The organism is Gilliamella sp. LMG 34362 (assembly GCF_984569125.1).
Genome location: NZ_OZ474902.1, coordinates 1,246,857 through 1,263,740, shown reverse-complemented (window position 1 = coordinate 1,263,740; position 16,884 = coordinate 1,246,857). Strand labels below are relative to the sequence as shown.

Below are 16,884 nucleotides of genomic sequence, written 5' to 3'. Positions count from 1 at the left end.
CTTATTTTTTAACCTTCTTTTCGTATCTAGATGGCCAAATTTGCTCAACAGGTACTTGTAAATATTCAGAGATAATACGTTCATATTTAGGACAATGTCGATATAATGCATTACGTAAAGTATCAGCCTGTAAACCACTTGAACGTGAAAGAGCTCTTAAATTTCCACCTCGAATTTTAATCTCACCTACTACTCTTGATGGTGTCCAGTCTTGATCTTGTTCTCTCATTATGAGATCCTCTATTGGTTAAATTTTTTGCTATTGTAAAGATTATCGGTATTACGCGACTAAAGCGATAACAAGTTACCAACAAAGAATAACATATAAAAAAACGAATTAAAATAATAAAAACAAAAAAATATCTAGAAATGGAATAAAAAACAATGGAAAATAAAGTAAAAAAACAGTCAGATCAAGAAAAAACACGAGCACTAACCAGTACGGGAGTAATAAACTTTAAAAATCGATTAACTATTGTTTTAGAAGGTCTCTCAGGAAACGCTTTTGCAAAAAAAGTAGGAATGTCTGAAGCAGTAATACGAGATTATTTATGTGGTAAAACCTATCCATCGCTAAATAGATTGGCAACAATAGCTCAGAAATGCGATGTACCAATCGAGTGGCTTGTGACAGGAAAGGGAGAATGTCGTTTACTTCCAGAAAGCCAAGGTAAAGGTTCTATTGATATTCCATTTCATCATCTCAATGAAACAAATAGTGCATTTTCAGTTTTGGAAACAATTCCATTTGATATCACCTTAATCAAACATCATGGTTGTGAAGTTGATAATCTAGTCGCTGTTTGGGCTAAGGGTGATAGTATGGAACCAACTATATCAAATCATGATATCCTTATTATCAATAAAGCTTATGCTAAACCTATTGATGGTTTTCTTTATGCGGTACAGTATGATGAGCATATAAGTATCAAGCGTATTCAAAATCAAGGTGCTAACTTAGTTTTAATTTCAGATAACCCTAAATATCCAGCTATGGTGGTTGACAGAAAAGAACAGGACGATTTTAAAATAATCGGTCATGTAGTCTATTTACTAAAAGATCTTAATTAATATCACCATGATAAAGCTATTTCTAATTTTAACTCCATTGATATTATCAATGGAGTTTTAAACTATAATTATTTTTTTCTGCGAATAAACATCAGCAGACAACTATTAATCAAAATTTGTTAATCTAATCCATATCCCTCTTTTGCATAGCCTTATACATTTCATCATAATTATGCTAAAATTATCACAAAATTTTTGCCCATTGATTTAGTTATTATGCCAAATATAAACACTCGAAAAAAAGTCGTTGTCGGCATGTCTGGCGGCGTAGACTCTTCCGTTTCTGCTTATTTATTACAACAACAAGGTTACGATGTTGTTGGTTTATTTATGAAAAATTGGGAAGAAGATGACACTGAAGAATATTGTTCAGCGGCGATCGATTTAGCCGATGCGCAAGCAGTTTGTGATAAATTAAACATCAAATTACACACAATCAATTTTGCTGCCGAATACTGGGATAACGTATTTGAACATTTTTTATCCGAATATAAAGCGGGTAGAACGCCTAATCCTGATATCCTGTGCAATAAAGAGATCAAATTTAAAGCTTTTCTTGAATATGCAGCCGAAGATCTTGGCGCTGATTATATCGCGACTGGTCATTATGTTCGCAAGCGAGAAAATGGAAATAAAGTCGAATTACTGCGCGGTATAGATAACAATAAAGACCAAAGTTATTTTTTATATACGCTTAGTGAAGATCAAATTAGACAAAGTTTATTTCCTGTTGGTGAACTGGAAAAACCACAAGTACGAAAAATCGCCGAAAAGCTGGGCTTAGCAACCGCAGCAAAAAAAGACTCAACAGGGATCTGTTTTATTGGTGAACGAAAATTCAGTGACTTTTTAGCTCGATATTTACCCGCACAATCAGGTGTGATTCGTACTGTAGACGGTGAAGTTATTGGTCAACATCAAGGTCTAATGTATCACACATTAGGACAACGCAAAGGACTTGGTATAGGTGGCCTAAAACAAGCCGATGATACGCCATGGTATGTTGTTGACAAAGACATAAAAAATAATGAATTAATTGTAGCCCAAGGTCATGATCATCCTGCTTTGTTTTCGGATGGATTAATTGCTCAACAACTACACTGGGTTGATCGTAAAGTTGTGACAAAACCTTTCCAATGCACAGTAAAAACTCGTTATCGTCAACAAGATATTGTTTGTAGTGTCACACCATTAGAACAAGATAAAATTCAAGTAATGTTTGAACAACCTGTTGCAGCAGTAACACCAGGGCAATCAGCGGTATTCTATCAAGATGAAGTCTGCCTTGGTGGCGGTATTATTGAGGAACGAATTGTAAGCAGTAAGGAGCATTAAAGTGAATAGTAAATACCATCATATTGCAATAGCCCTTGCCGGCGTAACACAAAGTGCGTCACTTATTCCCCAACTTGCTAATACAGGGGTTTGTAACAATACGCTTTATCAAGTAGCAATTAAAAGCATATTTAATACATCGCCAAAAACCACTGATGATGTTTATGATGGTATTATCAATATTAAAACTGGTCTTGAAACACTTATCTCACTACTATCATCCAATCAAAAGCAACAAGTTGAAATCATCCGTTATTTGTTTGGTGCATTAAGTGTCACTAGCAAACTTTTAAAAAATAATGATGCACTAGGTAAAATAGATCAACGTTTACAACGGATATCTGGACTTTATTCAGATATGAATCAGGAGACAATTGGTAATCATGTTGATGATCTCTCTTATTCATTAGCGGGAATCTATTCGGATATTATCAGTCCTCTATCAACCAAAATCAAAGTAGTAGGTAAAGCTGAGTATTTACAAAATTCATTAGTGCAAGCCAAAGTTAGAGCTTCACTACTAGGTTGTGTTCGTTCCGCCATTTTATGGTACCAAGTTGGTGGTAGTCGCTGGCAAATTTTGCTGGGTCGTAAACGAATATGTAATGCAGCACAAGAATTATTAAAAGATATTAATCAACAAAGTTATTAAATTTAAAAAAATAGCAACGGAGTAAAACCGATGGAATTATCTGCTCTTACCGCCCTATCACCAATTGATGGTCGTTATGGTGACAAAACAACAGAATTACGCACCATTTTTAGTGAATATGGTTTGTTAAAATATCGTGTGCAAGTTGAAGTTCGATGGCTACAAAAACTCGCTAAACAAGCAGATATTCTTGAAGTACCAACGCTAAGTGAGCAAGCTACTAAGCACCTTAATGAAATTGTTGAGAACTTTAATGAACAAGATGCAATACGCATCAAAACAATCGAAAAGACAACAAATCATGATGTTAAAGCTGTTGAGTATTTCTTAAAAGAAAAAGTTAACACTAACGAAGAACTGCAAGCTATTAATGAATTTATCCACTTTGCCTGTACATCAGAAGATATCAACAATCTATCTTATGCTTTAATGTTAAAAACAGCCAGAGACACAGTTCTTATCCCTTACTGGAACAAATTAATTACTATCATCACTACGCAAGCTAAGACTTATCGTGACTTACCATTATTATCAAGAACACACGGACAACCAGCTACGCCTTCTACCATCGGTAAAGAATTTGCCAATGTTGCTTATCGATTAAAAAGACAGTTAAAACAATTAGAGTCAATTGAAATCCTAGGTAAAATTAATGGTGCTACAGGTAATTATAATGCGCATATGGTTGCTTACCCACAAATCAATTGGCATAAATTTAGTGAGGAATTTGTAACTTCATTAGGATTACAGTGGAATCCATATACAACCCAGATTGAACCACATGATTATATTGCTGAATATTTTGATTGTATTGCCCGTTTTAATACAATTATGATCGATTTTGATCGTGATGTTTGGGGGTATATCGCTCTAAATCATTTTAAACAGAAAACCGTTGCAGGTGAAATTGGTTCTTCAACTATGCCACATAAAGTTAACCCAATTGATTTTGAGAATTCAGAAGGCAATTTGGGCCTTGCTAATGCAATCATGAGTCATCTTGGTAGTAAATTACCTATTTCTCGTTGGCAACGAGATTTAACCGATTCAACAGTATTACGTAATCTCGGAGTAGGTATTGGTTATGCGATTATTGCTTATCAGTCAACTCTCAAAGGCCTAAATAAACTTGAATTAAATCAAGAACATCTACTTGATGAACTTAATCAAAATTGGGAAGTATTAGCTGAACCTATTCAAACCGTGATGCGTCGTTATGGTATCGAAAAACCATACGAAAAATTAAAAGAATTAACGCGAGGTAAACGTGTTGATGCACAAGGAATGCAACAATTTATCGATTCGTTAGCGTTACCTGAACATGAAAAAGCTCGTTTAAAACAGCTAACCCCAGCAAATTACATTGGTTTTGCCATTAATTTTGTTGATGAATTATAAATGACATAATGAGTGTCGCAGCCTAAATCTCAAACATAATGAGTTTTAGGCTAATCAATTTATGTTGAATGACTTATAACAACAAAAATATTTAAAATTCGGTAGATAGGGAGCATCATTGAAAATCCGCATCGCAACAAGAAAAAGTCCCTTAGCCCTTTGGCAAGCTAACTTTGTTAAACAACAATTAATGACTATCCACCAAAATTTAACCGTTGAACTAATCCCAATGGTAACTAAGGGTGATGTACTATTGGATAGTCCGCTATCGAAAATCGGTGGTAAAGGGTTATTTGTCAAACAATTAGAACAAGCCATAATAGATAATAAAGCTGATATTGCCGTTCATTCTATTAAAGACATTCCAGCTCAATTTCCTACAGGATTAACACTTGCTACAATCTGTCAACGAGATGATGTTCGTGATGCATTTATATCAAATCAATATCAATGTTTAGATGATTTACCTAATGGCGCTATCATTGGCACCTCAAGTTTAAGACGTCAATGTCAATTACGGGCTAAATATCCACATCTCATAATCAAGGATTTACGTGGTAATGTTGGTTCGCGCTTATCAAAATTGGATAATCAAGAATATGATGGCATAATTCTAGCTGCGGTTGGTTTAAAACGACTAGGATTACAGGAACGAATCAAGCAATACATTGATACTGACTTAATTTTACCCGCGGTAGGCCAAGGTGCAGTTGGTATCGAAACTCGAATCAATGATGAAACAATCTTGCAATTACTTGCGCCACTTGATGATAAACATAGCCGAATTTGTATTCAAGCCGAAAGAGCAATGAATCAGGCATTGCAAGGTGGCTGTCAAGTGCCTATTGCCTGTCAAAGTCTTTTAAATAACAATTTATTAACCTTAAATGGTTTAGTTGGCAGTCTAGATGGTTCAACAATTATTAAAGTTAGTATAACAGGAGCTGCCAAAGAAGCCGAGAGCTTAGGTGAAAAATTGGCTGCAAAATTATTAGCTAAAGGCGCTGATAAAATATTAGCGGAACTAATTAACTAATGATTTATATTACTCGCCCTTCCCCCGAAGGGGATAATTTAACCCGATTATTAAATCAAGCCAATGTATCAGCAATACATCTACCTTTTTTTAATATCTTAGCTGGTCAAGATCTGAGGCATTTACAGCAACAATTGGATAATCTCAATCTAGGTGATATGGTTATTATTGTTTCACCACAAGTTACTTATATGATTGAACAACATCTGCCCGATCTCAGGTTACCTAATCACCTTCGTTATTTTGCTATTGGCAAAAAATCTGCCGAATTATTTAGTCAGCAAAATAACGTTCATGTTGATTACCCTAATGAAGAAAATAGTGCCGGATTATTATCATTATTAAATCAACAAGCAATAAGTGGTCATAATGCATTAATTCTTTGTGGGGATAATGGTGGTCAACAATTATCTCAGCAGTTAAAATTGCAAACAGTTAATGTGAAAACAATTGCATGCTATACTCGTCAAACTATTACTTATAAACCAAACATATTAGCCGAAAATATTGCCCAACAAATCATATTAATTACAAGTGTTGATCACCTATTACAACTAGATATTTACTGCCAAAATAAACATAAGAATGAAGCGCAACTAATCGTAACCAGTGAGAGAATTTTTACAAAAGCTAAACAGTTAAATTGGCAAAAAGTTTTAAAAATTGTTAGTGCAAATAATCAATTTTTATTTAAAACAATGATAACTCTATGTCATAATGCCAAAAATATTTAAAAAATCTAAATGAGGTTAATTTATGCCAGCAAAATATTATGGTGCCAATGCAACACTTTCAAACATCAGCACCACTTCATTTAGTCAACCGCCTATACCTAATGCAAACAAAGAAGCGAAAAAGACGATGAACGTAGATAAAAAAGAACCAATCAAAAAAACTTCTAGTCCAAAAATCGAACAACCAACCAATTCATCGGTTAATAGCAGTAAATCCCATACACCTGTATCAAAACTGTCGGTACTTGCCATAGCATTAACAGTTTGTCTAAGTGGATTTGTTTATTTCCAAGGATATAAACAAATTGAAAATCAAAAGCGAAAGATTGCCACCTTACAAACAGAAGTTGCAAACTTAAAGCAAAATACTAAAGCTAGCATAATTAATGATTTGCAAAGTAATATTAATGATGCCGTCAATCAACAAAACCAACAGTTTACATCTTTATCACAACGTGTTGATCGCCAATTAAATGAAAACCAAAAGATTCAACAACAATTAACCATACAAATTAACGATACAACTAAGTTAAACGAACAAAACTTAAATACTATTAATGAACGTTTATCAGCCCTATCCACACTTGATAATAATATTTGGTTAATCTCACAGGCTAACTATTTAGTCCATCTTGCTGGTAGAAAAATTTGGAATGACCAAGATTATACCAGTGCTCGTCTATTATTAAAAAGTGCTGATGAAAGTTTGGCCAAAACCAATGATCCAAGTCTATTAGCCGCAAGACAAGCCATTAGCAAAGATATTAATGCCTTATCACAAATCAGTTTTATTGATGAGGATGGAATTATTATTAAGCTATTAGGTTTATCTGAATCATTAACAGACCTACCTTTAGTCGGTAATTATAAAGAAGCTGCGCAGGCAGTTAAGCAAAATGAAATTAAAACCGCAGATGAGGTTTCAACAAGTAATAAACCGTCATCGAACTTAGCTGAAAATGATAATGTTAGCTCATCAATAGATGATTGGTCAGATAATTTACTTGTCAATGCCGAAAAATTTATGGACAAATTTATCAAAATTGAAAAACTTGACGCAAAAGATAACCATTTTGCCACTTGTTTAGATAAGGCTGGTAATGATGAAAAGCAAATTGTTAGATGTCAAATTTTAAAAACACCTTTAAGTTTAGAACAGACTCTGTATCTTCGTGAAAATATTCGTTTCCGGTTATTAATTGCGGCACAGGCAGTACCAAGACATCAAGAACTCATATATCAACGTGCTTTACATGATGCTTCGACTTGGATTAATGCTTATTTCGATGGTAATGCATCAGCAGTTAAATTGTTCTTAAATGATCTTGATAGTTTACAAAAACAATCGATTAGTAATCAAAATATCCCCGATAAACTCGACAGCATTATTGAGCTTGAAAAATTAATGCAAACCCGAGTCAAATCAGCATTAGGTAAATAGGAGAATAATAATGTTAAAAATACTCATTATTTTCTTAGTATTAGTCGGTGGATTTTTCCTTGGCCCTATTTTTGAAGGCCATCAAGGGTCAGCGGTATTTGAAGTTGCTAAATATAGAATAAGTATGTCTTTTAACTCATTTGTCATATTACAATTGTTAGGATTACTTGTCCTGTATTTAGTTTATGAAATATGTAAAAAAATCTTCAACTCAAAAACTGCTCTAGGTGAATGGTTAAGATTAAAATCACCGAAAAAATCGGTTAAACGTGTTGAACAAGCGCAATTTTACCTTTTACAAGGTGATTATCAACAAGCCGCTAAACTATTTATGAAAAGTGCCAAAGGTGCAAAAAGCTCAACTTTATCTTATTTACTTGCAGCTCAAGCACAAATTGATGCAGACCAATTAATCGCCGCCAATCAATCTTTAGTCGAGGCGGCAAAATGTTGCCAACCAAAAGAGTTATTTGCTTTTCAACTGGTACAAATTCGTCTACAACTCAAAAATCATGAATATAGTGCAGCTAAAATCACAATTGAAAAATTATTAAACGAAAAACCGCGTAATGTTGAAATATTGAGATTGGCAGATCAACTCTATTATGAAACGGAAGATTATCAATCGGTTATTGATTTACTACCAATCATGTATAAAACTAAAGCTTATCCAGACTCTCAACTTGATCAATTTAGACAAGCAGCCTATATTGGCCGTATCAAACAATTATCAACCAATAGTGATCCACTTGCTCTAATAAAATGGTGGAAACAACAACCAAAAGTTATCGTCAATAACTTAGCTAATCAGAAAGCAATGGCCAATTATTTAAATCAATTAGGCCAAACAGCCGAAGCGGAAAAGCTGACTAAAAGCATTATAAGATTAGAACAAAAAGAAAGAACCTAAAAAAAATTAAATAGTAAAACAGGGCAATAGCCCTGTTTTTGTTGGAATAAGAAAATCAACTTAGATAATAAAATAGCGAATTAATGCCATACTACTCATTCCAACAATAACGACCATCATTAGGTTACGAGTCAAAACAGCAATACCAATAGTTGGCACTGCAGCTAAGCAATATTCAACATTAAAACTAGGAAATTCGCCTTGTTTAACTATAAAAAGATTTTCAACAAATAGTGCCGTTAAAATACAAATAGGTACATAGGATAAAAAACGAATGACTACTTCAGGCAATTGCAATTTTCTGACTAATAAGAAAGGGATAACCCGAGGTAACCAAGTCACCAAACCACTACCCAAAATGATTAATATACTATAAATACTCATGCTTTACGCTCCACAATAATCCCCATAAAGCAACCGGCAAAAGTACTAAATAATATCGCCATTTCTGATGAGACAAAACGTAATAAAAAGATCAATATCACACTGACCGTCAACATTGCTATAACACGATTTAGAACTGTTTTAGATTTATCACCTGTTAACTGTAAATAAAGTAAACCAATAAACATCGCCACTAATGCATAATCTAATCCAAATTGTGCTGGATTGGGTAACCATTCACCAATCAATGCCCCAACTAAGCATGATAATATCCACGCAGAATAAGCGGTTATATTTAGTCCATGCATCCAGGCTGGATTTACGGGTTGTTTATTAGCAATAGCATTCATGGCTACTGCAAAACTTTCATCAGTTAATAGACTGCCAATACCAATATTATTCAATAATGAGAAACGACGAAATGCCGGTGCGGTAGCCATACTCATCAAAAAATGCCGTGAATTAACTAAAAACACCGTAAAAATAATCGCTGTTATTGGTGTTGCTACCATCATTAAACCGGTGATGATAAATTGTGATGCACCAGCATAAATAATAATTGCCATGAGAGTCACTTCTAATACCGATAAGTTAGATGCTTTACCCACAACACCTGCGGCAATACCTATTCCAATATAACCCAATAAAGTTGGAATACACGCTTGTACACCATCTTTAAATGTTAAAGACATTTTCCTTTCCTTAATGAAATAAATTGCTATCTAATATATTTAGTAATTGTAATAATATTGATTCAATTTCTATACTACATTATTCGTTATATAATTGATTGCTAATAATAAAATCTAGATGTAACAATAAGCCACATACAATAAGCAAATTTTGTTATAATAGCGCCTATCGGCTCTTTGTGACAATAAAAATCACTCATTATCTTATTAAAAAACGGTAATATTATTTATGTATACGGGTACTTTATTCATTATCTCGGCACCAAGTGGTGCTGGTAAATCAAGTCTTATTCGTGCCTATTTAGCACAAGAAAATCACCATCCAGCAAAAGTTTCTATTTCTCATACGACAAGAAAACCAAGACCTGGAGAACAACAAGGTGAACATTACTATTTTGTTGATAATCAAAAATTTGAATCATTAATTAAGCAGAATGCTTTCGTGGAATATGCGCATGTATTCGATCACTATTATGGAACATCTAAAGCCGAAATTGAGCAATCTTTAATGCAAGGTATTAATGTTTTTTTAGATATCGACTGGCAAGGGGCGAAACAAGTTAGGCAGCAAATGCCCGAATCAAAAAGTATTTTTATCTTACCACCATCATTGAAAGAACTTGAAAATCGACTCATCAAACGAGGTCAAGACGATGCTCAAGTGATCAGCAAAAGAATGCATAAAGCTCAATCTGAAATTTCACATTACAATGAATATGATTATGTGATTATCAATGATGATTTTGATGAATCACTAAGGTCATTAAATGCCATTATGACTAGTGCTAGTCTTGAACAAAGCAAACAAGCTATAGCACATCAACAGCTATTAGCCGCTCTATTAGCTGCGAAATATTAACTCAATTTAACGAACCAATATCGCCGATAATTCGGCGATAGTTAAAATTAGCATAACTGAATTAATTGCCTAATGCTTTAGTCGCTTGGCTATTTTGAATTAACTCTATTTTATAACCATCGGGATCTTCAACAAAAGCAATAATCGTTTTTCCCCCTTTCACTGGACCAGCTTCACGAGTAACTCGACCGCCAGCTTGACGAACATCCTCACACATTTTAGCGACATTATCTACACCAATAGCAATATGACCGAAAGCTGTACCGTGATCATATTTTTCTGTTCCCCAATTATAAGTTAATTCAATTACTGAACTGGTTGATTCATCACCATAACCGACAAAAGCGAGTGAATATTGATATTCCGGATTTTCACTGGTTCTTAGCAGTGTCATTCCCATAACTCGAGTATAGAAATCAATTGAACGTTTTAAATCTCCGACTCGGATCATTGTATGTAATACACGCATTGCTATATAGTTCCTTATTACTATTAAAACATTTAGTTTGAGTTTAGCGATTTGTGATTAGACAGGCAAATTTTTATGTCGACTAAATAATCAATTAGCTGATGGGGATTAAATAGCTAATAAGATAATTAAAATTAAAAGAAGCTTTCACTTATAATAACTATAAGCGAAAGCAAATTCAGATAAAACTAGCCAGATTTAAATGATAAATTTGAAATAAATAAGATATTATTTACCACTATATCTTGGAGCTGCATTGATACGTTGACCATTAGTAATTAATTTAACATTTTGTCCAGCATAAAACTGTTTAGCATCACCTTTTTGTACGATAACAAAATTAGAACCATTTTCAGGTTTAATTTCTAATTCAACTGCATCAGCTTGACTAGATTTGTTTTCAATCGCATCACCTAATATTGCACCACCAATAGCGCCCGTTGCTGTAGCTAAAATTCTACCGGTACCATCACCAATCGTATTACCTAAAACACCACCAATTACAGCCCCACCTACAGTACCAGCTAAATTACCATTATTTTTACCATCAGAATTCGCTTGAATCTTAACTGCTCTTACCGATACAACTGTACCATAACTTACTTGTTGGACTTGTTTTGCTTGGTCGGCTGTATAAACATCGCCAGAGTAAATATCACTATTACTACATCCAGATAAAATAGCTGCTAGAATAGTTAATGTGACGATTTTTTTCATAATTTATTCCTCATATAATTTGAGTATACTTTTTTATACCATGTTTAGCATAATATTCTTTTTGAAAAACAACAATATCATTTTCATTTTTTTATCATTAGATAATATAATTTTTGGTTAACTTGAGTTATACTCAGCTCAATTGTTAATCTACCATACAACAAGTACATGAAACGGTTATTTTTTCCTTTACTATTATCAGTTATGATAACGGCCTGTCATGATGAAAATCAACAACCGACGACAAAAAACGAAACCGTCTCTCATCAATCTAAACTAGATTGTTTACAAGACAAACCAACTAAAAGTTTAAATTTTGACGCCATTCCCGTTGATGGTTGTCCGGTAAAATAATTTAATAGGCAAAGTAACAGAATGAAAACTATCGAAATCGACGAAGAACTTTATCAATTTATTGCAGGTCAAACTAAACATATTGGTGAAGATGCATCAAGTATTTTGCGACGTTTATTAAACTTTAATCAACCTCTATTAGCTAAAGCTGATCCTATATTAGCCAAAGAAAATCACTACCCTATTTTTAATGATCTACTTACTAGCGATACATTTAAAAATGAAAAATCGATCATTAGCCGTTTTTTATTACTACTTGGTGCCCTCTATAACTATAACCCGGCACTATTTTCAATTGCTGCAACATCACTACATGGTAGTAAACGACAATACTTAGCTAAAGATAAACAATCTTTAGAAACCTCAGGAAAAAACACTAAACCAAGAGAAATTGTTGGTACCCCATATTGGGTAATTAGTAATACAAATACAGCTAGAAAACTTCATATTATTGAATCAATTATGAGTGACATGGGTATCTCAGAAAGCATGATTAATCAAGTTATCCATGCTTTTTTACCGTAAACTATATAATAATTCACTAACATAATGATTATAAAAGTGAATATTAAAATAAAGTTATGAAAGAGGAGTAAAAAATGGCTAAGTCAAGCCGTGCAGGATTATTAGCTCAACCATCTGACCTAATTAATATCCAAGAATTACAAAATAACTATTATCAAATTCAACCAGATGTTGATAATGTTAGCCAATTAGTTATTTTTGGGACATCAGGTCATCGTGGTAGCTCAAATAAAGCAACCTTCAATGAAGTACACATATTAGCAATTGCCCAAGCAGTAGCCGAATATCGCAAAGCAAACAATATTACTGGACCATGTTTTATTGGTCAAGATACCCATGCTTTATCTGAACTTGCTTTAAAATCAGTGCTTGAAGTCTTTGTGGCGAATGAACAAACTGTAGTTATAGCGCAAAATTGGGGCTATACTCCCACACCAGTGATCTCTCATGCAATATTGACTTATAATCAGGATAAACAATCTCAATTAGCTGATGGCATAGTTATTACGCCATCACATAATCCACCTGAAGATGGCGGTATTAAATATAATCCGACTAATGGTGGTCCAGCTGATACTGATATAACAAAACAAATCGAAAATCGTGCTAATGAATTATTAAAAAATAACCTTAGTGGTGTTAAACGTGTTAGCTTAGAGAAAGCAATAAAATCAGACTACGTTCATACTAAAGAATATGAAACTGATTATGTTAACGATCTTGAAAATATTTTAGATCTGTCATTAATTAAAGCATCATCGCTAAAAATTGGTGTTGATCCACTTGGCGGTGCATGTATTACTTATTGGCCCCGCATTGCTGAAAAATACGGCATAAACCTTGAAATCGTCAACAATAAAATTGACCCAACATTTAGCTTTATGCACCTTGATCATGATGAAGTGATCCGTATGGATTGTTCAAGTCGCTGGGCAATGGCCGGTTTATTAAACCTCAAAGATAAATTTGATTTAGCTTTTGGTAACGATACTGATGCTGACCGTCACGGTATTGTTACACCAAAAGGGTTAATGAATCCGAATGCTTACCTTTCAACTTGCGTAAACTATTTATTTCAAAATCGTCCACAGTGGCATCAAAATATCGCTATTGGTAAAACGCTGGTCACTAGCTCAATGATCGATCGTGTTGCTAATAGCTTAAACAAAAAATACCTTGAATATCCAGTTGGCTTTAAATGGTATGCTGATGGACTTTATCATGGTAAACTCGGTTTTGCCGGTGAAGAAAGTGCAGGTGGTTCATTCTTAAGAACTAATGGCAAAGTTTGGGCAACGGATAAAGATGGCATCATTTTATGCTTATTAGCGGCGGAAATGACGGCTAAAACAGGCAAAAATCCACAGGAGCAATACCAAGAACTTGAAGCTAAATTTGGTGTTTCTTATTATGGTCGAATTCAAGCACCTGCATCATTTACTGAAAAACAAAAATTAGCCAAACTCGATGCCAGCCAATTAACCACAGATAAATTAGCTGGTGAGGAAATTACTCAATGCTTAACCACTGCTCCGGCGAATAATGCGCCAATTGGTGGTTTAAAAGTGATCACGCAAAATGGTTGGTTTGCTGCTCGTCCTTCTGGTACAGAAGATGCTTATAAGATTTATGCAGAAAGTTTTATCGGTAATGAGCATCTATTAACTCTTCAACAAGAAGCACAGCAAATAGTCGCTAAAGCAATTCAATAAACTAAACTTAGGTAGGTTAATCAAAATTAACCTACTTTTTATTTATAATCGTAATTAACACTTAAGGTGTAACACAAGCAGCACGAATTTCAAATGCATATATACGAAGTACCCGAGTTTTTCCTTCAACCTGATATAAAAATGGTTTTCCTTCATTTTCAGGTAGCTCAGTATTTGTTGCTACATTATTCGTCCAATAATTATATGCATTCCAATCTGTTTCTGTATAAGTTTGGCAATACACATTTTGACCCAGCTTACCAACTTCAGATAAGCAACCCCATTCATTCGCAATTCCACCAATCCACTTTCCATTCTCCTGATAACTTAATTGTCGACGAGCATTCGTATCATATCTATTAATATAACCGCCAATCCAACCATCGTCAGGATTGGTATTGGAAAAATCATTCACATCTGGCAATCGATAACCACTACCTAAACTTTTACAATAATCCCTTGCCTTAGATTGATAACTTAAAGCATCATCATTTGAACCAATAGGTGGTTCAAATGGACTTTCATTATTAAAAACAATCTCAGGATTAGCAATAAACCAACGCATTAATTTAAATTCATAAATTAGCGTACTTTTATTACTATCTGCATATAATCTAAATGTCATAGGTCTAAAACTCTTATCCGTAGAATTAAAACGTGGGCCGATTAAGGTTATTTTTATAGCTGGTTGAGCCAATCCATATGGATCCGGTCCATGACCACTATGATCCTCCCATTCAGTGGTTTTACTCACACTTAATGATAAACTGACATTACCCCCCTCTATAGATTGTACAGTACTGCCATTGGCAGCTAATACCGCTTCAGGTGTTATACCGCCAAATAGTAAATAAAAATATAATCCATGTGACCCGGTCGTTGGAAAGTTATTTTTAGTTATTGAAGTTTCACCTTGATAATTACCACTATTGGTTGCTCGCAATACCTTAATACCTTTACTTGGATACCCTCGATAATCACCATAATCACTGCCATCGTCAACTTGTGCGGCATCCCATAAAATGCCATCTACCTCATAATCACGACCGCCTAAACTAGCGTTATCAGGATACAAATTTGGCTGGGCATAACACACTTTTGGATCTAATTTTGGTGTTAAATAATAACTATGTGAACCACCTTTAAAACGATTAGTATTAGGCTCACCATAAGGTGTAGTTAACTCACTATCACTAGCGCTAATGGTTATTTTATGTACCCCATCACATAAATCTACAATGGTATCAGGATGACTTTTCACCTTCGATGTAATATCTATAAATGCGTTTTTAGCATTAATATCTGCTACGGCAGGATTACGGGCTTCCCATTTTATCTTAATGTCACCTGTCGCGGTTGCGGTAATAAGGTCACTATCATCAAATCCATCACCATCATCATCTGCAAAATAATTATACGGTGTAGCAAGTAAATCAGTCATATTTATGACAGGAAACTGGTTATTGCCTGATATAGGTAATGGAACAATCGTTTGTACACTGGCATAAGTATTTTTTTTATCAGGTAACTCGATGGGATTGGATATACTTGATACATCATTTTGCGGGGTTATCACAGTACCATTAGGTAATTTAATTGCTAGTAACTCTTCTGTACTCGTTATTTTACTAACACCATCATCTAGCGTTAAATATGGTGCACTACCTTTTATACTTTCTGTGGTAAATGAACTTAACGCGTATACAGGGCTAAATATAGTTGAAAAAGCCATAGAACATAAACAAATCTTTTTCAAGAATTTCACTATTGTTTGGCCAAATGAGGATGAATATTTGAGTAGTGTTTTATTAAACGTTGAATTTCGCTTTATTGGCTGATTAATGAATAATTGCTGTATTGAAGGGCCGTGACTCGATATATTTTCTTTATTGGTCAATGTTGCATTAACAATTAAATTAGAAATAGCGCCTAAATAAGGGTATCTCAACATGCTCTTAATCCTTTAATTTATAATTTTTATCTAAAAATATGCAATCCTTGCAGAAAAAAGTATAGATATATTAGGTAATTATAGCAAATTCAGATTGGTAAATAATTGTTAAGACTTTTGTCATACCTACAAGGTAGTGAACGTTGGGTTGAATTTTGTACTGGAGTTGTTTATTTTCTAAACTACCTACACGGTAGTGAACTAGAACACAACATACTATAAATGCAGTTGGCAAAAAGACAAAGCGTAATTTTACTATTAAAAACCCTTTTTTTGAGTAACTTTTTAATATTTTGATTTTTAATCATTTTATTTTAAGTCAAAAAAAAGGGTTAGAAATGGATACAAATTTAAGTTTCAAAAAACCCCGTTCCTCAACTTTTTTAGTTCTTTTAGTTTCGGACGTTTTGTTGTTTGGTAGCTAGTTCTATATGGCGTTTACGTCCGAGTAAAGAGGGTTTGCGCGAACCCTCTTTACCAACTCTCGCGGCGACTACGCAAATGGTCACTACGTGACTGCCTTCCGCCTTCGTTCGCTCTCAACGCACCGGCTGTGATTTGTTCCTGACAAAACACAGCCTTGCCAAACATCCCTGTTTGCCATGCTAACCTCTCTCAGTTGTCAGCACATTGCTCATGTCGCT

At 34.2% G+C, this 16,884-nt stretch carries 18 protein-coding genes; 12 read left to right on the top strand and 6 right to left on the bottom strand.

Annotated features, from left to right (window positions below):
- Position 1: 1 nt before the first annotated feature.
- Complete coding sequence (locus AC5LWZ_RS05800) at positions 2-229, bottom strand: helix-turn-helix domain-containing protein (RefSeq protein WP_110448113.1); 228 nt, start codon at positions 227-229, stop codon at positions 2-4.
- Positions 230-384: 155 nt separating this feature from the next.
- Between AC5LWZ_RS05800 and AC5LWZ_RS05795 the strand changes: the two genes are divergently transcribed.
- The 8 genes from AC5LWZ_RS05795 to AC5LWZ_RS05760 all read left to right on the top strand — a co-directional run bounded on the left by AC5LWZ_RS05795 (position 385) and on the right by AC5LWZ_RS05760 (position 8,577).
- Positions 385-1,071, top strand: a complete 687-nt coding sequence (locus AC5LWZ_RS05795) for a LexA family transcriptional regulator (protein ID WP_110448114.1) — start codon at positions 385-387, stop codon at positions 1,069-1,071.
- A gap of 216 nt (positions 1,072-1,287) precedes the next feature.
- A complete protein-coding gene (gene mnmA, locus AC5LWZ_RS05790; RefSeq protein WP_493464147.1) occupies positions 1,288-2,406 on the top strand; it encodes a tRNA 2-thiouridine(34) synthase MnmA in 1,119 nt (372 codons plus the stop codon).
- 1 nt (position 2,407) lies between these two features.
- Positions 2,408-3,058, top strand: a complete 651-nt coding sequence (gene hflD / locus AC5LWZ_RS05785; RefSeq protein ID WP_493464146.1) for a high frequency lysogenization protein HflD — start codon at positions 2,408-2,410, stop codon at positions 3,056-3,058.
- Positions 3,059-3,088: 30 nt separating this feature from the next.
- A complete protein-coding gene (purB, locus tag AC5LWZ_RS05780; protein ID WP_493464145.1) occupies positions 3,089-4,456 on the top strand; it encodes an adenylosuccinate lyase in 1,368 nt (455 codons plus the stop codon).
- Positions 4,457-4,574: 118 nt separating this feature from the next.
- Positions 4,575-5,492 carry a hydroxymethylbilane synthase gene (hemC, locus tag AC5LWZ_RS05775; protein WP_493464144.1) on the top strand — a complete coding sequence of 306 codons (918 nt, stop codon included), beginning with the start codon at positions 4,575-4,577 and terminating at the stop codon, positions 5,490-5,492.
- On the top strand, positions 5,492-6,226 hold the full coding sequence (locus tag AC5LWZ_RS05770) for a uroporphyrinogen-III synthase (RefSeq protein ID WP_198199593.1): 735 nt from the start codon (positions 5,492-5,494) through the stop codon (positions 6,224-6,226). Before hemC ends, AC5LWZ_RS05770 begins: the two co-directional genes overlap by 1 nt.
- Positions 6,227-6,248: 22 nt before the next feature.
- Complete coding sequence (locus AC5LWZ_RS05765; RefSeq protein WP_493464143.1) at positions 6,249-7,667, top strand: uroporphyrinogen-III C-methyltransferase; 1,419 nt, start codon at positions 6,249-6,251, stop codon at positions 7,665-7,667.
- A 10-nt stretch (positions 7,668-7,677) separates the two neighbouring features.
- On the top strand, positions 7,678-8,577 hold the full coding sequence (locus AC5LWZ_RS05760; protein ID WP_110448121.1) for a heme biosynthesis HemY N-terminal domain-containing protein: 900 nt from the start codon (positions 7,678-7,680) through the stop codon (positions 8,575-8,577).
- Between the two features lie 60 nt (positions 8,578-8,637).
- Here AC5LWZ_RS05760 and AC5LWZ_RS05755 read toward each other — a convergent pair whose 3' ends face one another.
- Positions 8,638-8,961, bottom strand: a complete 324-nt coding sequence (locus tag AC5LWZ_RS05755; protein WP_493464142.1) for an AzlD domain-containing protein — start codon at positions 8,959-8,961, stop codon at positions 8,638-8,640.
- Positions 8,958-9,653: an AzlC family ABC transporter permease gene (locus AC5LWZ_RS05750; protein WP_198199587.1), complete on the bottom strand. Its 696-nt coding sequence runs from the start codon at positions 9,651-9,653 to the stop codon at positions 8,958-8,960. Before AC5LWZ_RS05750 ends, AC5LWZ_RS05755 begins: the two co-directional genes overlap by 4 nt.
- A 229-nt stretch (positions 9,654-9,882) precedes the next feature.
- On the opposite strand from AC5LWZ_RS05750, the gene gmk reads away from it, so the two are divergent.
- Complete coding sequence (gene gmk, locus AC5LWZ_RS05745) at positions 9,883-10,512, top strand: guanylate kinase (RefSeq protein ID WP_294884563.1); 630 nt, start codon at positions 9,883-9,885, stop codon at positions 10,510-10,512.
- A 61-nt stretch (positions 10,513-10,573) separates the two neighbouring features.
- Here gmk and gloA read toward each other — a convergent pair whose 3' ends face one another.
- Both gloA and AC5LWZ_RS05735 read right to left on the bottom strand, forming a co-directional pair.
- Positions 10,574-10,981 carry a lactoylglutathione lyase gene (gene gloA / locus AC5LWZ_RS05740; protein ID WP_110448125.1) on the bottom strand — a complete coding sequence of 136 codons (408 nt, stop codon included), beginning with the start codon at positions 10,979-10,981 and terminating at the stop codon, positions 10,574-10,576.
- A 228-nt stretch (positions 10,982-11,209) separates the two neighbouring features.
- Entirely contained in the window at positions 11,210-11,701 is a 492-nt protein-coding gene (locus AC5LWZ_RS05735) for an outer membrane lipoprotein (RefSeq protein ID WP_110448126.1), read from the bottom strand.
- A gap of 165 nt (positions 11,702-11,866) precedes the next feature.
- Here AC5LWZ_RS05735 and AC5LWZ_RS05730 point away from each other — a divergent pair, with 165 nt between their 5' ends.
- The 3 genes from AC5LWZ_RS05730 (at position 11,867) to pgm (ending at position 14,289) form a co-directional block, all read left to right on the top strand.
- Positions 11,867-12,052 carry a hypothetical protein gene (locus AC5LWZ_RS05730; RefSeq protein ID WP_146208331.1) on the top strand — a complete coding sequence of 62 codons (186 nt, stop codon included), beginning with the start codon at positions 11,867-11,869 and terminating at the stop codon, positions 12,050-12,052.
- 21 nt (positions 12,053-12,073) lie between these two features.
- Positions 12,074-12,577, top strand: coding sequence for a hypothetical protein (locus AC5LWZ_RS05725; protein ID WP_294893098.1), 504 nt, complete (start codon positions 12,074-12,076; stop codon positions 12,575-12,577).
- Positions 12,578-12,651: 74 nt separating this feature from the next.
- On the top strand, positions 12,652-14,289 hold the full coding sequence (gene pgm, locus AC5LWZ_RS05720) for a phosphoglucomutase (alpha-D-glucose-1,6-bisphosphate-dependent) (RefSeq protein ID WP_198247086.1): 1,638 nt from the start codon (positions 12,652-12,654) through the stop codon (positions 14,287-14,289).
- Between the two features lie 61 nt (positions 14,290-14,350).
- On the opposite strand, the gene AC5LWZ_RS05715 is transcribed toward pgm, so the two are convergent.
- Positions 14,351-16,240, bottom strand: coding sequence for a hypothetical protein (locus AC5LWZ_RS05715; RefSeq protein ID WP_493464141.1), 1,890 nt, complete (start codon positions 16,238-16,240; stop codon positions 14,351-14,353).
- Positions 16,241-16,884 lie beyond the last annotated feature (644 nt).

Bases quoted from the DNA above. Each gene is read 5' to 3' on its own strand.
- AC5LWZ_RS05800 (WP_110448113.1), bottom strand. From the start codon at position 229: ATGAGAGAACAAGATCAAGACTGGACACCATCAAGAGTAGTAGGTGAG.
- AC5LWZ_RS05795 (WP_110448114.1), top strand. From the start codon at position 385: ATGGAAAATAAAGTAAAAAAACAGTCAGATCAAGAAAAAACACGAGCA.
- mnmA (WP_493464147.1), top strand. From the start codon at position 1,288: ATGCCAAATATAAACACTCGAAAAAAAGTCGTTGTCGGCATGTCTGGC.
- purB (WP_493464145.1), top strand. From the start codon at position 3,089: ATGGAATTATCTGCTCTTACCGCCCTATCACCAATTGATGGTCGTTAT.
- AC5LWZ_RS05770 (WP_198199593.1), top strand. From the start codon at position 5,492: ATGATTTATATTACTCGCCCTTCCCCCGAAGGGGATAATTTAACCCGA.
- AC5LWZ_RS05765 (WP_493464143.1), top strand. From the start codon at position 6,249: ATGCCAGCAAAATATTATGGTGCCAATGCAACACTTTCAAACATCAGC.
- AC5LWZ_RS05760 (WP_110448121.1), top strand. From the start codon at position 7,678: ATGTTAAAAATACTCATTATTTTCTTAGTATTAGTCGGTGGATTTTTC.
- AC5LWZ_RS05755 (WP_493464142.1), bottom strand. From the start codon at position 8,961: ATGAGTATTTATAGTATATTAATCATTTTGGGTAGTGGTTTGGTGACT.
- AC5LWZ_RS05750 (WP_198199587.1), bottom strand. From the start codon at position 9,653: ATGTCTTTAACATTTAAAGATGGTGTACAAGCGTGTATTCCAACTTTA.
- gmk (WP_294884563.1), top strand. From the start codon at position 9,883: ATGTATACGGGTACTTTATTCATTATCTCGGCACCAAGTGGTGCTGGT.
- gloA (WP_110448125.1), bottom strand. From the start codon at position 10,981: ATGCGTGTATTACATACAATGATCCGAGTCGGAGATTTAAAACGTTCA.
- AC5LWZ_RS05730 (WP_146208331.1), top strand. From the start codon at position 11,867: ATGAAACGGTTATTTTTTCCTTTACTATTATCAGTTATGATAACGGCC.
- AC5LWZ_RS05725 (WP_294893098.1), top strand. From the start codon at position 12,074: ATGAAAACTATCGAAATCGACGAAGAACTTTATCAATTTATTGCAGGT.
- pgm (WP_198247086.1), top strand. From the start codon at position 12,652: ATGGCTAAGTCAAGCCGTGCAGGATTATTAGCTCAACCATCTGACCTA.
- AC5LWZ_RS05715 (WP_493464141.1), bottom strand. From the start codon at position 16,240: ATGTTGAGATACCCTTATTTAGGCGCTATTTCTAATTTAATTGTTAAT.